This window comes from Bacillus cereus group sp. MYBK139-1 (assembly GCF_051916915.1).
Classification (GTDB): Bacteria; Bacillota; Bacilli; order Bacillales; family Bacillaceae_G; genus Bacillus_A; species Bacillus_A pacificus.
On sequence record NZ_JBQAHO010000002.1, the window covers coordinates 296,898 to 311,580 of the forward strand.

Here is a 14,683-nt window from a genome sequence, read left to right on the forward strand (position 1 = left end):
AGATGTCCTCAATTGCAATTGCAGGATATGCACTATTTTGTATAATCGTCTTCTTCCTTGTAAATCGTCTTTTACGAAAGAAAAAAACGAACGTGGGAGAAGAACAAGTCCCAGCCGTAAGAAAAATAGAAGTAAGTAAAGTTGAAACAGAAGAGAAAGAAATTGAACACAAGCAAGAACCGGAAACTTCTAATGTAGTTGAGTTAGAAACAAGCAAGCAAGAAGAAGTAAAACAAGAAAAAGAAATGCCGAAAAAACAAACGTCTATGCCTATAGAGAATGTAAATGTAAAAGCAGTTGTAACAGTATTAATTCTCGGTATGTTCGTTTCTATTTTAAACCAAACAATTATTAACGTTGCATTGCCACCGTTAATGAATGAATTTAACGTATCAACTTCAACAGCACAATGGTTAATTACAGGATTCATGCTTGTAAATGGTATTTTAGTACCGATTAGTGCCTTTTTAGTTTCACGATTTACGTATCGTAAATTATTCGTAGCAGCAATGTTATTCTTTACTGTAGGATCTATCATTTGTGCTACATCAGGAAACTTTACAATGATGATGACAGGTCGTATTATTCAAGCGGTCGGTGCAGGTATTTTAATGCCGGTTGGTATGAATATCTTCATGACATTATTCCCACCTCATAAGCGCGGAGCAGCGATGGGATTACTAGGTGTAGCGATGATTTTAGCTCCAGCTATCGGACCAACTGTAACAGGTTGGGTAATTGAAAACTACAGCTGGAACTTAATGTTCTATGCGATGTTTATTATCGGTTTAATTATTACCTTCCTATCTTTAAAATTCTTTACACTAGCTCAGCCAGTATCTAAAACGAAATTAGATGTATTTGGTGTTATTAGTTCAAGTATTGGACTAGGAAGCTTGCTGTACGGATTTAGTGAAGCTGGAAATAATAGTTGGACTAGTGCCGAAGTTGTTATTTCACTTGTTATCGGTGTAATTGGTTTAGCGTTATTTATTTGGAGAGAGTTGACAACAGACAATAAAATGCTTGATTTACAAGTATTTAAATATCCAGTATTTACTTTCACTTTATTAATTAACGCAATCGTTACGATGGCATTATTCGGAGGTATGTTATTACTTCCAGTATATCTGCAAAACATTCGTGGCTTCACACCAATTGAATCAGGTTTATTATTACTTCCAGGTTCATTAATTATGGGAATCATGGGACCTATTGCAGGTAAACTATTTGATAAATATGGAATTCGTCCGTTAGCGATTGTTGGATTAGCTATTACAACGTTTGCGACATATGAATTTACCAAGTTATCAATGGATACACCATATAGCGTGATTATGACGGACTATATTATACGTTCAATTGGTATGTCATTCATTATGATGCCAATTATGACAGCTGGTATGAATGCACTGCCGATGAAATTAATTTCTCACGGTACAGCAACGCAAAATACATCAAGGCAAGTAGCTGGTTCAATCGGAACAGCGATTTTAATCACACTTATGACGCAACAAACAACTGCTCACGTAGCAGATTACGGTAACATGTTAACAACGTCAAACCCAATTTTAGTTGATAAAGTACATGGCATGGGGCAAAGCTTAGCGGCCTTAGCTGGATCAGCGCAAGCAGGAGATGCGATGAGTACACAACTATTATATGGACAAATTTCAAAGCTATCTGCAATTAACGGTATTAACGATGCATTCTTAATTGCAACAATATTAGCAGGTGTTGCATGGGTGTTATCGTTCTTCTTGCAATCAGGCAATAAACCAAATAGAAAAGCAGGGAATTAATTTCCCTGCTTTTTTTGTGTTGTTTATGCAGTTACATATAAAAGCTGATAACCAGCTACGGAGCAAAGCCCTGCTATAAACAAAATCGTCCCCATAGAACGAATACTCGATATGTGTCTGCCGCTTATAATAGCTAATAGTCCAGCTAAAGAGAAGAAGCACCAATATAAAGTTCCCGAAATTGGAACCATCCCCTCTAAATCTATTCCAGAACCTATACAAAAGATAGGAACAACGATAAGTAATATGCTAATGAAACCAGCTATAATAGTAAGTAATTTACGATATTTCATGCCAGCAATAATTAAAAAAATGCCGACGATGAATTCGCATAACATGAAAGTAAGAGCTAAAATCATCCAAGTTAATATTTCGAACACTTCTGTATTACCTCCGATTTTTGGGTTTCAAAAAATGTTATATATAGAATGAATCACCTACAGACATGAGCAACCAGAAAATAACCCCTAATATACCAGCGATAAAAATAATGAATCCCATATTACGGATACTTTTAATCTTTGCTTGTAATCCACTTAATCCAGCTAATAATCCGGTTAAAGAAAACAGTACCCAATATAAAGTAGTTGAAATAGGGATGATTGTATTACTCTCCACTCCCATGCCCCAAAAAACAAAAGGTAGTGTGACAAAGGAAAAGCTAAGTAGCCCCATTAAACCGACAAATAATTTACGGTGTTTCACGCTAGTAACAATTAAAAAAATACCACCGAAGAATCCACATAAAACAAGAAGTGGCATATAAACAACCCAAAGTAAGCTCAACATATATAATCTCCTTCTGTGTAATCAGTTATATTTTACTATATGAGGTTTATTTTGGATATTATTAATAAATATGTATAAATTGATAGAAATGAGTAGTACCGATACGAATTAATAGATGTAGAGCATGAGAGAGGGGAGGAGACGTATGAAAATTACAGAAGAAAATGTTGTAAATCAGCTAAGGAAAAGGAATGAAAAAGCATTATATTTTATTATTGACCAATACGGCGGACTTATAAAAAGTATTATTCAGAAGCATTTAGCTTCGTTTGAAGATGTGCAAGAGGAATGTATGGATGATGTGTTATTGGCAATTTGGAATCATATTGAAAAGTATGATGAAGAGAAAAATACGCTAAAAAATTGGATTGCAGCTATTACAAAATATAAATCTATCGATTATGCGAGAAAATATACGAAGACAGTAAATGAAAAAGGAATAGATCAAATAGATGAAATAGCGGTACATACCGATACTACTAAAAAAGAGATTAGTAATGATATGGAACATATATTAAATCATTTAAAGAAGAACGATAAAGAAATCTTTATGAAGCATTACGTGGAAGAGAATAGTGTAGAAGATATTGCGGAGAAAATGGGGGTGAAAACTTCTTTTATATACAATCGTCTATCAAGAGGTCGAAAGAAGTTAAGGGCATTATTTTTACATAACCGGATGAAATAAATAAGAAAAGAGGTGAAGGAAATGAAAGATCCATATGAAATGTTAAATGATATAAAAATGGATGAGAATGAATATGAAGAGATTAACTTAACGCACGTAGAGAAAAAGAAAATAAAAAAGCGAATTCACAAAAAAATAAACAAGAACAAAGCCCATACGAAACGGAATGTAGCTATTGTAACAACGGCCGCGGCATTATTTATTATGATGATGACTGTAGATATGAGAAGGATGATTGCAGATATACCGTTAATCGGAAGTAAAATGGAAGACTATGTGAACAGTAGAGGAGAACCTTTAAAAGAATATAAAACAACAATAGGACAAACGGTTTATGATAACGGTGTAGAAGTACGATTAGACGAAGTGATGATAGATGAGGGACAGATTATTGTTAATAGTACGTTTAAGTCTAGTCGGGTCAATTTAGAGGAAGCTTATCCTAGCCCTGATATTTATATAAATGGAAAACTGTTAAATGGCAGCGGGAGTGGCGGAGACAAAAAAATAAATGAATACACATATACATTTTTCTCAAATGTAGATTTAAAAGATGATGAAATGAGTCCTCTAGAAATTCGTGGAGAATGTGATATACAAGTTGTATATAGGGATATCTCTTTAAAAGAGGGGAATTCAACATGGAAAGGAGAATGGGGCTTTTCCTTCAAAGCATCTGGAGATAAATTAAAAGCTGAAACGAAAACAATTCCAATTCATAAGCATTTTAAATTAGAAAATGGTCAAAAAATAGAAGTGGAAAATTTAAAAGTGTCTCCTATATCTACAAAGTTGAACTATAAGATGTTGAATGGAACAAAGGTAGATGTAACATTTATCGGGAAGGATCAAGATGGTAAAGAGTTAAAACTAGATTCTGGCCTTACATTATCAAAAAATAGTTATTGGAGATTTGAAAAACTAGAGGACAGTGTAACGAAAATTGTACTGACACCTGTCCTAACTTCTGGTGAAGAGGGAGGACAGAAAACGAATTATCGAAAAGTATTAACGGAAGAAGAGTTTGAAGTTGTGATAAAAGAGTAAAGAGAGGTATCGTGATGATACCTCTCTTTATCCTAAAAAGGCTAACATATTATTCAAAATATGAAGTAATATAGCTGGAATAATGGATTTTGTTTTTTTACATAAAATGGCCATAAATAGACCCATGATGAACATACTAAACATCACACCAGTTGAGTATATATGACCTATTCCGAAGAGGAAGCTAGACCCAAGCGCTGCAATCCAAAAGGAGACGCGCTGTTGTAGGAAGTGAAGAATAATACCGCGAACTATAAGTTCTTCAAAAATAGGTACAAGTATAGCGCCACCTATAAGCAATAACAGTTTGTATTGTTTTAACATTTCTAGGTCTAAAGCGGATGACTGTTCTTTTACCGCATCAGGAAAAATATTATTAATTATAAATATATCATTAACGATATGTAGTCCGTAAAAAAGGATTATATAGATGTATGTGCTTATTTTTTTTAATGCTGTAAAGTTTAGTGTTGGGACAATTAAATTTCTTAACGGTTTATATGCATAAATTAAAATTAACAAAATACACAATACAAATAAATGTCTTCCAAAAGTAGTAAGTGATTTTGCTAAAGCAATTTGTTTTGGATCGGTTAAACCGTCTGTATAAATAACGGTAGGAAGACCTATAAAGAGGTCAGCTAGAAATCCTGTTCCCCAAATCGCGAAAACGAGCGAAAATAGAAATTGTGAGAGTGACATAGGATGTTTTTGTGGGTAAGTTAGTTGCTTGGCTTGTATAATAGTGAATCACCTATCCTTTTATACTTTATAATTATATATAAAAATTATAGGATATTTATACAAAAAAGTCATCATTGTAATAAAAATGATATTTTGAGGCTAATATTTACAGACCGTAGTAATTTTACATTGATGTTCTGTGTAAACGGAAGAAGAGTTTGAAGTTATGATAAAAGAGGTATCGCGATGATACCTCTTTTTAACTCAAGAACGCCAACATATTATTCATAATATGAAATAACATAGCTGGAATAATGGATTTTGTTTTTTTACATAAAATAGCCATTAATAATCCCATGAAGAAAGTAATTACCATAACCCCAAGTGAGTATGTATGAGCGATACCGAAGAAGAAACCTGTTACGATGGCTGCGATCCAAAATGGAAAACGTTCTGAGAAGAAGCGAAGTATAAAACCACGGAAAATAAGTTCTTCAAAAATGGGTGTGAGTATGGCGAAGCTGAGAAGCAATAATATTTGATATTGCTTAAAGACGTCTAAGCTTAGTGCGGAAGATTGCTGCTTCGTTGCGTCTTGGAACACATAATTTAACAGTATGTAATTGAGTACGATGTTTATAACGAAGAAAAGAAGTAAATATACGTATGTGCGCCATTCTTTCAGTGCTTTAAAGTTAAAAGATTTTAGTAGTAATTTTTTTGCGGGTTCGAATTTAAAAATGAAGAATAACAATACGGCTAGTTGTAATACGGTACTTGCGGTATTGGCAATAGATTCATACAGGGCAATTTGTTTTTTATTTGTGAGACCAGCTGTATAAATTGTTAATGGCATTGCGAGGAACACAGTAATAAGTCCGGTTCCGAAAAAAGCGAATAAAACGGAGCTAATAAATTGTCCCCATGACATAGAGTATTTCGGTTCATTAGAAAGTTGTGTAGCGGGTTGCATTTGTAAAATCACCTCTTTATATTTGTATATTTAATTATAAACTGTCTTGTTATCGGGTGTAATATTTAAATATTACATATAAAGGTGTATTTTCCATAAAATAATAAAAGAGGTATCACCCTATAGTGATGCCTCTTTCTTATTGATAACTATGTTCGGCTTTGTTATTCGATTTTGATTGCTCTATTTGTAATTCACGCTCTACCAATCGGTCTAACTGTTGAATTGCTTTTAGTGCTTTTTCATAAGAAATTGTTCGATAATGATGCGCTCCGCCTGGTTCTTCATCTGCTTCGTCTGCCCATTTAATAATATTTTGAAGAGACGTTCTTTCAATTTCTTGTTCCACTAAGAAAGAATCTGTATGAAGAAGAATGGCGATAGAAATTTCTTTTGCTAGTTTAGGGTGCTCTCCTAATCTAATAAGCAATTTATGAGCTCTTTCTGCTCCTTTAATTGCGTGTATATCATTCTTTTTATATAAATCATAGTCCCATTCGCCGCCTGTGTACCACGTATGATGTCCGATATCATGAAGGAAACCAGCCTTTGTAGCAGCATCGACTGAGGCGTGATGCTTTTTAGCTAAGTGGAACGCATGGTAAGCGACAGCGATCGCATGGACCATCCCAGAACGATTTACGTATTTTTGTGTAATATGGTGTTTAAAAATTTGTTCAAGCGTAATACGGTGCATAAAACATTCACTCCTTTTATCCCGCTTTAACGGGCAGTAAGATTCCTAATTCAAAATTCAGCGAATACGAGGAAGTTAGGTGAGGAATCAACTGCCCGTAAAAGCCCGATTGGTTCAACTAATAATTAGTGGGGATGAACACCCCTCCCCACTAATTAAAGTTTCACTTTATCTAATGGTGTATATGAAGAAAAATCGATCGGTTTAAATGTATTTTGAACATTGTACTCCATCATAGTTCGTTAGTAAAGTAGAAATGTTTAGGAGAAGAAAAAAATTTTTTCGCAAAAAAATCACCTTAGCTTATGCAAAGGTGATTTTCAAATTGCTTATTTTTTTAATCCTTGTTCTAGTGTTTCTAACATTTCGTGCTTTTCATTTTCATCGGCGTTTTTCCAAATGACTTCAAATAAAACACCAAGACCTGGAAGCATTTTTTCTTCACCGCTTTGAATTGCATCGACAATTGTTTCTTGTAATTGGTCTTGTGTATTACCAGATACATTTGCTAATACAGCACCGCGTAAATTAAAACTCATTGTTTTCACCTCTTCTTCAGAATTGAAACTGACGTTAGTTTTTGTTCTTTTTTATGTAAATATGTATGAAAAATAGGCTATAATGATAAGACAAGAAGAGAGGGAAATACATATTATGAAAAACATTGATTCAGTACAAAATCCGCGTGTGAAGCAGTGGAAAAAGCTGCAAACGAAAAAAGAGCGCGATAAAAAAGGTTTATTTTTTGTAGAAGGATTCCACTTAGTGGAGGAAGCTTTAAAAGCAGGAGTTGTAACAGAACTTATCGTTTCAGATCAGACAGACCTTCCGAAAGATTGGACAGTTAATGATGTAGAAATGTATATCGTACCGGAAGCAATCGTAAAAGTACTTCGTGAAACAGAGACGACGCAAGGTGTATTTGCTGTCTGTGAAAAGCATGAGAAAGAAGTAGCTCTTGCTGATGGAAAGTTTCTTTTACTAGATGGCCTGCAAGACCCAGGTAACTTAGGGACGATTATTCGTACAGCTGATGCAGCTGGCATTCATGCCGTTGTGCTTGGAGAAGGTTGTGTTGATGTTTATAATAGTAAAGTACTCCGTTCTACACAAGGCTCTATTTTCCACTTACCAATTGTAAAAGGGAACTTAGAAGAATGGGTAGACAAGTTAAAAGAAAATAACGTTCCTGTATATGGAACAGCTCTTGAAAATGGAGTTCCGTACGGGGAAGTAACACCAGCTGGTAGTTTTGCATTAATTGTAGGAAATGAAGGAAACGGCGTACGTCAAGAAATTCTTGCGAAAACGGATCAAAACTTGTATATTCCGATTTACGGCGGGGCAGAATCATTAAATGTTGCAGTTGCAGCAGGGATTTTAACGTATTATTTGCAAAGCCCGGTTGCGAACAAATAAAAAACTTCTTATAATAAGTTGAAGTACATTATATTAAAAGTTAAATAACGAAAAACGTTGATAGAGAAGAGTAGCTTACAAAATCGCCATATAGGGAGAGAATGCCGTAGACTGAAAGCATTCTTATGGTAGACGGAAGTGAATTCACCTCTGGAGTTGACGCCAGGACCATGTATATGTAAAGGCGTTCCGGTCAGAATTGATCGTTATAACTAATGAGTGGGCAGACATGTTCTGTCAATTTAGGGTGGTACCGCGAATTTACCTCGTCCCTTTTGGGGAGCGAGGTTTTTTTATTTTTAAAATTAGGAGGGTTCCAAATGGAAGCACGTTTAAAAGAGCTAAAGCAAAAAGCGTTAGAGCTTATTGAAGAAGCGAAAGAGCTAAAAGGCTTAAACGACGTACGCGTAGCGTATTTAGGAAAAAAAGGTCCAATTACAGAAGTATTACGCGGCATGGGAAAATTATCAGCAGAAGAGCGTCCACGTATGGGAGCATTAGTAAATGAAGTACGTGAAGCGATTCAAACGCGTCTAGACGACAAAATCAGCAACTTAGAAAAAGCAGTAATTGAAGCGAAATTAGCAACTGAAACAATTGATGTTACATTGCCAGGTCGTCCTGTTGAAACAGGTTGTCACCACCCGTTAACAGCTGTTGTTGAACAAATTGAAGATGTATTCATCGGTATGGGTTATGAAGTAGCGGAAGGAACAGAAGTAGAAAAAGACTACTACAACTTCGAAGCATTAAACTTACCGAAAGATCACCCAGCACGTGATATGCAAGATACATTCTACATTACAGAAGAAACGTTACTACGTACACATACATCTTCTGTGCAAGCACGTACGATGGAAAATAATAAAGAAAAAGGCCCAATTAAAATTATTTGTCCTGGTAAAGTGTATCGCCGCGATGACGATGATGCGACTCATTCACATCAGTTCATGCAAATTGAAGGTCTTGTAATTGATAAAAATATTCGTATGAGTGACTTAAAAGGTACACTGCAAGTATTCGTGAAAAAGATGTTCGGTGAAGATCGTGAAATCCGTCTTCGTCCAAGTTTCTTCCCATTCACAGAGCCATCTGTAGAGATGGATATTTCTTGTATGATGTGTCACGGCAAAGGTTGCGGCACTTGTAAAGGAACTGGTTGGATTGAAATTTTAGGCGCAGGTATGGTTCACCCGAACGTACTTGAAATGGCTGGTTATGATTCAAAAGAATATCAAGGTTTCGCATTCGGTATGGGCGCAGAGCGTATCGCAATGTTGAAATACGGCGTAGATGACATTCGTCATTTCTATACAAATGATGTACGTTTCTTACAACAATTCAAACGAGCGTAAGGGAAGGAGAGGATAAGTATGTTCGTATCATATCGTTGGTTACAAGAGTATGTAGATATTAAAGATGTAACGGCACAAGAACTAGCAGACAAAATCACGAAAAGTGGTATTGAAGTAGAAGGCGTTGAAGTATTAAATAAAGGTGTAAAAGGTGTTGTAGTTGGTCACGTATTAGAATGTGAAAAACACCCAGAAGCTGATAAGTTAAGCAAATGCTTAATCGATATCGGTGAAGAAGAACCGGTTCAAATTATTTGTGGTGCTGCTAACATTGCAAAAGGTTTAAAAGTACCAGTTGCAAAAGTTGGCGCTGTACTTCCTGGTAATTTCAAAATCAAAAAAGCAAAACTACGTGGTGAAGCTTCTCACGGTATGGTTTGTGCTCTTCAAGAGCTTGGCATTGATGGAAAGTTAGTTTCAAAAGAATATGCAGATGGTATCTTCATCTTCCCAAGTGACGCTGAAGTTGGTGCAGATGCACTTGAAATTTTAAACTTACATGATGAAGTACTTGAGCTTGGTTTAACACCAAACCGTGCAGATTGCTTAAACATGTTAGGTGTTGCATATGAAGTAGCTGCTATTTATGGCCGTGAAGTAAAACTTCCAGCTATCGACTTACAAGAAACAGCAGAAAAAACTGCTGATTACATTTCTGTAAGTGTAGAAGCGAAAGAAGAAAACCCATTATACATTGCAAAAATGGTAAAGAACGTAAAAATTGGTCCGTCACCAATGTGGATGCAAACTCGCCTTATGGCAGCTGGCATTCGTCCAATTAGCAACGTAGTTGATATTACAAACTACATTTTAATGGAATACGGTCAACCGTTACATGCATTCGATTACGATAAATTAGGTTCAAAAGAAATCGTTGTTCGTCTTGCAAAAGAAGGCGAAAAAATTGAAACGTTAGATGATCAAGAGCGTACATTACAAAGCCACCACCTTGTCATTACAAACGGAACAAAAGCTTTAGCTGTTGCTGGTGTAATGGGCGGAGCGGATTCTGAAGTTACAAATGAGACAGTAAACGTTCTAATTGAGTCTGCATACTTTGCGGGTCAAACAGTGCGCCGTACATCAAAAGACTTAGGTCTTCGCAGTGAATCAAGTGCGCGTTTCGAAAAAGGAATCGACCCAACACGTACATTTGAAGCAATTCAACACGCAGCTGCTTTAATGGCGAAATACGCTGGCGGTGAAGCACTTGAAGGTGTAGTAGAAGCTGATAACTTACAAGTACAAGAGCGTACAGTATCTGTTACTGCTGAAAAAGTAAACCGTGTATTAGGTACAAATATTTCTGCAAGTGAAATGGGTACAATGTTCACAAACTTAAAATTCCCATTCACAGAAGTAGAAGGAACATTCCACGTGAATGTACCAGCACGTCGTCCTGATATTACAATTTCAGAAGACTTAGTAGAAGAAGTGGGCCGTCTATACGGTTATGACCACATTCCAGTTACATTACCTTCTGGAACAATGACTCGTGGTAAATTAACATCAGCACAAACGAAACGTCGTAAAGTACGTCGCTTCTTAGAAGGTGCTGGTTTATATGAAGCAATCACGTATTCATTAACAAGCACTGACAAAGCGAAACAATATATGGTTGAGCCAAACGAAAAAGCGCCTGTAGCTCTTGCACTTCCAATGAGTGAAGAACGTAGCCAACTTCGTTTAAGCTTAGTACCACAATTGTTAGAAGCAGTTTCATACAATGTCGCTCGTAAAAACGACAGTGTTGCTTTATACGAAGTAGGTTCTATCTTCTTACCGACAGAAGAAGGAGAACTTCCGAAAGAAGAACAACATCTTGCAGGTGTTATGACAGGTCTTGCTCTTCACCATGCATGGCAAGGTGAGAAAAAAGTAGTAGACTTCTTCGTTATGAAAGGTGTACTAGAAGGACTATTCGACATACTTGGTGTTTCAAACCAAATCACATATGCACCAGCAAAACGTGAAGGTATGCACCCAGGTCGTACGGCTGACATCGTATTAGATGGCGAAGTAATTGGTTTCATCGGTCAATTGCACCCAGAAGCAGAAAAACAATTAGATGTGAAAAATACATTCGTATTTGAACTATCTCTTGTAAAAGTATTCGGTGCAGACGCAGAAGAAACTTACTACTCAGCGATTCCACGTTTCCCATCCATGACACGTGATATGGCTGTTGTTGTAACGAAAGAAACAAAAGCTGGCGAAATGAAGCAAGTTATTGCTGAAGCTGGTGGAGAACTTCTGAAAGACGTAACACTATTTGACTTATACGAAGGTGAAAAAATGGAAGAAGGCAAGAAGTCACTTGCATTCTCTATGACTTACTTCGATCCAGAACGTACGTTAACAGACGAAGAAGTAACAGAAGCACATAACCGTGTATTAACAGCGGTAGAAGAGAAATTTGGTGCGGAGTTACGTAAGTAATTTTTAAATAAAAAGGTTGAGTACCCTTTAATGGATACTCAACCTTTTTTATTTTTAATTACATTGTGCCTGTTTTTATTTCTGTAAAAACTTCGGTAGCAACCGTTAAAATGGTATTTAATGCTACAGGAAATCCGGCATATATAATCATCTGCATCATTACTTCAATGATTTCTTCTTCTGTCCATCCGACGTTTAAAGCTCCGTTTATATAAAATTTCAGTTGTTCAGTATTGCCTAAAGCTGTTAATCCAGCAACGGTCGCAAGTAATCGGGATTTCAAGTCGAGACCTGGTCTGGCAAAAATTTGACCGTAGTTAAATTCTACAGCTAATGTTCCTAAATCAGGTGCAACAGAATCTGCAAGGTTATTTACGATCTTTTGGTAATGTTCAGGAGCGATTTTTGCTAAAATTTTCATTCCTTTTTCATAATTCACACTAGGATTTTTCATTACATACATCTTCCTTTCTAGTATAGTGAGGCACCTTTATAAATGAGATTAGTGTAATACTTATCATGGAAATTCCAAGAATGCATACTCCGGTCCACTGCCATTTGCTCCAGACGAGTAGCCCGAAGTATGAGCCTATAGACCCACCGAGAAATGTTGCGACCATGTATATGCCGTTCAAACTACTTCGTTTCTCAGGATTTAATTGGAAAAGGTGTGCTTGACAAGCTACTTGATTTGCTTGAGTGCCAGCTGTAAGTAAAAGAGCCCCTACAATAAGTCCTGGTAACCAGTACCCTGAAAATAAAAATAGTAAAAAAGAAAAAAATGAAATAGACGTACATAAAGCGTTCGCAAATATGGCTCCTTTTTTATCTATAATGCGTCCAATAATAGGTGTTGCAAATGCTCCTGCTATTCCTACTAAACCGATTAATCCAACAGTAGAGCTTCCGTAATGATAAGGACGTGTGGTTAATAAGAAAATAAGTGTAGTCCAAAAAACACTGAAAGCTCCAAATACCATCCCTTGACTTAAACAAGCTTTTCGTAACATTTTCTCTTGCAACAAGAGTGGGATGAAAGAAAAGAGAAGCTTTTTATATTGCATGTGATGAGGCTTATCTCCTTTAGGGAAATATATTTTCACTAATAACATAAGAATGAAAGTACTTATGAAAAAAATCCCATAAACAGTTCGCCATCCGAAGTGAATATCAATGAATCCGCTAATTAATCGAGCTCCTAAAATGCCGCAAACTAGACCGATAGATACATTGCCTAAAATTTGACCCCTATTTCGATCAGTGGCGTATTGAGAGACGAAAGGGATTACAATCTGGGGAATGATTGTAACAAATCCAAGAATAAAATTAGCTCCAATTAGCCAAGTCATATCTGTTGAGAAAGCGGCTAAAGCTAAGTTAATACAAATGAGAGACAATAAAATTAAAATTAATTTTTTTCTCTCAAGTATATCCCCTAAAGGAACTATGAAGAGATTTCCTAGTGCATATCCGACTTGGGTTACAGTAGCGACAATACCGATTCTAGTTTCTGAAACATGAAAAGTATGGGCTACACTTACTAAAAGAGTTTGATTTATATACACGTTTGCTACTGTAAAACCACATATTACCGCCATAAATAAAACAAATCGCTGTGTTAGTTCAAAAGAATGTGTTTCTATATTTTTTATTATCATAAAATTCACCTCCTTTACTTATTAAGATAAAGGTAGGTTTATAATGAAAATAGGAGTGTATTTATACTGGTATAAAAACTACCACTAATAAAGGGGAATATTATATGTTAAGCGATGTAGATAGAAGGAAGGAACTAGCAGATTTTTTGAAAAGCCGCCGCGCTAGGTTGACTCCTGAGCAATTTAATTTACCAATTGGTCAGCGAAGAAAAACAAAAGGATTAAGACGAGAAGAAGTTGCACAATTAGCGGGAATTGGATTGACATGGTATACATGGTTAGAACAAGGGCGTGATATCCAAGTTTCTCAAGAAGTTATAGAGTCAATTTCTCGTGTATTTCGGTTGGAGGGAGAAGAAAGAAATCATTTGATTTTATTGGCAAATCTTTCACTATCTTCTCAAATAAGGAAGCCGATTGCTGGACATATAAATGGAGTTTTAGAGGGATTACTAGATCAATTACAATTTTGTCCTGCTTATGTAATTGATGAAAAACTTAACATTGTTCATTGGAATAAGGCTGCCAGCGTTGTATTTGGTGATTTTGGTGAAATGGATGAGAGAAATCGAAATGCGGTGTGGCGTTGTTTTACATCAAAAGAATACCGTAAACTATTTGAAAACTGGGAAAATCATGCACAGCGTTTAATTGCACAGTTCCGCGCTACATATACACAATTTATTGGGGACGAGTGGTTTAAAAATGTGATTGAGGAACTTACGGAAAGAAGTAGTGAATTTCGTATGTGGTGGTCAAATCATGAAGTGCAAGGAACACCTATTGGTCGGAAAGTACTTTTACATCCTGCCGTAGGAACGTTAGTTATGGATCATGTTACACTCCAGGTTTATGATGCACCTGAATTAAAGCTTACAATTTATCAGCCACGTACAGAGGAAGATACAGAAATGAAGATGAAAGAATTATTAAAAGTGAATTAGAATAATACGGTAGAGAATTAGTTTCTCATGGAAATCGTTTAAATATATGTTGTTAAAAAAAGAAAAATACTGATATGTTTTCCGACATCTTGCATCTTTCTCTCGAATGTAGTACATTAATTTTAGTTTAACAAAATGAAAGACGATGATAAGGAAAAGTAGTATATACTATAATCCAAAGCGAGTCA

Annotated in this window: 15 protein-coding genes and 2 other annotated features (1 of these 17 running past the window's edge); of the genes, 7 read left to right on the forward strand and 8 right to left on the reverse strand. The window is 35.9% G+C overall.

The window, feature by feature from the left end; translation table 11 throughout:
* The first annotated feature begins 2 nt into the window (after positions 1 to 2).
* Positions 3 to 1,802 carry a DHA2 family efflux MFS transporter permease subunit gene (locus ACTFRS_RS12655; RefSeq protein WP_139866462.1) on the forward strand — a complete coding sequence of 600 codons (1,800 nt, stop codon included), beginning with the start codon at positions 3 to 5 and terminating at the stop codon, positions 1,800 to 1,802.
* Positions 1,803 to 1,825: 23 nt separating this feature from the next.
* Here ACTFRS_RS12655 and ACTFRS_RS12660 read toward each other — a convergent pair whose 3' ends face one another.
* Together ACTFRS_RS12660 and ACTFRS_RS12665 are read right to left on the reverse strand one after the other, a co-directional pair.
* On the reverse strand, positions 1,826 to 2,182 hold the full coding sequence (locus tag ACTFRS_RS12660) for an ammonia permease (RefSeq protein ID WP_139866463.1): 357 nt from the start codon (positions 2,180 to 2,182) through the stop codon (positions 1,826 to 1,828).
* A 37-nt stretch (positions 2,183 to 2,219) separates the two neighbouring features.
* A complete protein-coding gene (locus ACTFRS_RS12665) occupies positions 2,220 to 2,591 on the reverse strand; it encodes a DNA-binding protein (protein WP_431084507.1) in 372 nt (123 codons plus the stop codon).
* A 145-nt stretch (positions 2,592 to 2,736) separates the two neighbouring features.
* On the opposite strand from ACTFRS_RS12665, the gene ACTFRS_RS12670 reads away from it, so the two are divergent.
* Both ACTFRS_RS12670 and ACTFRS_RS12675 read left to right on the forward strand, forming a co-directional pair.
* Positions 2,737 to 3,279, forward strand: coding sequence for a sigma-70 family RNA polymerase sigma factor (locus tag ACTFRS_RS12670; protein ID WP_139866465.1), 543 nt, complete (start codon positions 2,737 to 2,739; stop codon positions 3,277 to 3,279).
* A 21-nt stretch (positions 3,280 to 3,300) separates the two neighbouring features.
* Complete coding sequence (locus tag ACTFRS_RS12675; RefSeq protein ID WP_139866466.1) at positions 3,301 to 4,326, forward strand: DUF4179 domain-containing protein; 1,026 nt, start codon at positions 3,301 to 3,303, stop codon at positions 4,324 to 4,326.
* Positions 4,327 to 4,353: 27 nt separating this feature from the next.
* Here the strand turns inward: ACTFRS_RS12675 and ACTFRS_RS12680 are convergent, their stop codons facing one another.
* The 4 genes from ACTFRS_RS12680 to sspI form a co-directional block, all read right to left on the reverse strand.
* On the reverse strand, positions 4,354 to 5,028 hold the full coding sequence (locus tag ACTFRS_RS12680) for a CPBP family intramembrane glutamic endopeptidase (protein ID WP_139866467.1): 675 nt from the start codon (positions 5,026 to 5,028) through the stop codon (positions 4,354 to 4,356).
* A gap of 241 nt (positions 5,029 to 5,269) precedes the next feature.
* Entirely contained in the window at positions 5,270 to 5,983 is a 714-nt protein-coding gene (locus ACTFRS_RS12685) for a lysostaphin resistance A-like protein (RefSeq protein WP_440024888.1), read from the reverse strand.
* A 139-nt stretch (positions 5,984 to 6,122) separates the two neighbouring features.
* Positions 6,123 to 6,680, reverse strand: a complete 558-nt coding sequence (locus ACTFRS_RS12690) for an HD domain-containing protein (RefSeq protein WP_000554788.1) — start codon at positions 6,678 to 6,680, stop codon at positions 6,123 to 6,125.
* A gap of 329 nt (positions 6,681 to 7,009) precedes the next feature.
* Positions 7,010 to 7,219: a small acid-soluble spore protein SspI gene (gene sspI, locus ACTFRS_RS12695; protein WP_000009513.1), complete on the reverse strand. Its 210-nt coding sequence runs from the start codon at positions 7,217 to 7,219 to the stop codon at positions 7,010 to 7,012.
* An 82-nt stretch (positions 7,220 to 7,301) separates the two neighbouring features.
* Here sspI and ACTFRS_RS12700 point away from each other — a divergent pair, with 82 nt between their 5' ends.
* The 3 genes from ACTFRS_RS12700 (at position 7,302) to pheT (ending at position 11,893) form a co-directional block, all read left to right on the forward strand.
* Positions 7,302 to 8,099 (forward strand): TrmH family RNA methyltransferase, encoded by a 798-nt coding sequence (locus ACTFRS_RS12700; protein ID WP_041184144.1) that lies wholly within the window; start codon positions 7,302 to 7,304, stop codon positions 8,097 to 8,099.
* A gap of 48 nt (positions 8,100 to 8,147) precedes the next feature.
* Positions 8,148 to 8,376 (forward strand) — a binding site (T-box leader).
* A gap of 43 nt (positions 8,377 to 8,419) precedes the next feature.
* Positions 8,420 to 9,454: a phenylalanine--tRNA ligase subunit alpha gene (gene pheS, locus ACTFRS_RS12705; protein WP_000388219.1), complete on the forward strand. Its 1,035-nt coding sequence runs from the start codon at positions 8,420 to 8,422 to the stop codon at positions 9,452 to 9,454.
* Positions 9,455 to 9,472: 18 nt separating this feature from the next.
* Positions 9,473 to 11,893, forward strand: coding sequence for a phenylalanine--tRNA ligase subunit beta (pheT, locus tag ACTFRS_RS12710; RefSeq protein WP_139866469.1), 2,421 nt, complete (start codon positions 9,473 to 9,475; stop codon positions 11,891 to 11,893).
* A gap of 58 nt (positions 11,894 to 11,951) precedes the next feature.
* Here pheT and ACTFRS_RS12715 read toward each other — a convergent pair whose 3' ends face one another.
* Both ACTFRS_RS12715 and ACTFRS_RS12720 read right to left on the reverse strand, forming a co-directional pair.
* Positions 11,952 to 12,347, reverse strand: coding sequence for a carboxymuconolactone decarboxylase family protein (locus ACTFRS_RS12715; protein ID WP_016718635.1), 396 nt, complete (start codon positions 12,345 to 12,347; stop codon positions 11,952 to 11,954).
* The gene (locus ACTFRS_RS12720; protein ID WP_139866470.1) at positions 12,334 to 13,551 is read right to left on the reverse strand and encodes an MFS transporter; all 1,218 of its coding nucleotides are present in this window, start codon (positions 13,549 to 13,551) and stop codon (positions 12,334 to 12,336) included. Before ACTFRS_RS12720 ends, ACTFRS_RS12715 begins: the two co-directional genes overlap by 14 nt.
* A 104-nt stretch (positions 13,552 to 13,655) precedes the next feature.
* Here ACTFRS_RS12720 and ACTFRS_RS12725 point away from each other — a divergent pair, with 104 nt between their 5' ends.
* Positions 13,656 to 14,495, forward strand: coding sequence for a helix-turn-helix transcriptional regulator (locus ACTFRS_RS12725; RefSeq protein ID WP_139866471.1), 840 nt, complete (start codon positions 13,656 to 13,658; stop codon positions 14,493 to 14,495).
* A gap of 136 nt (positions 14,496 to 14,631) precedes the next feature.
* Positions 14,632 to 14,683 (forward strand) — a binding site (T-box leader); it runs 200 nt beyond the window's last position.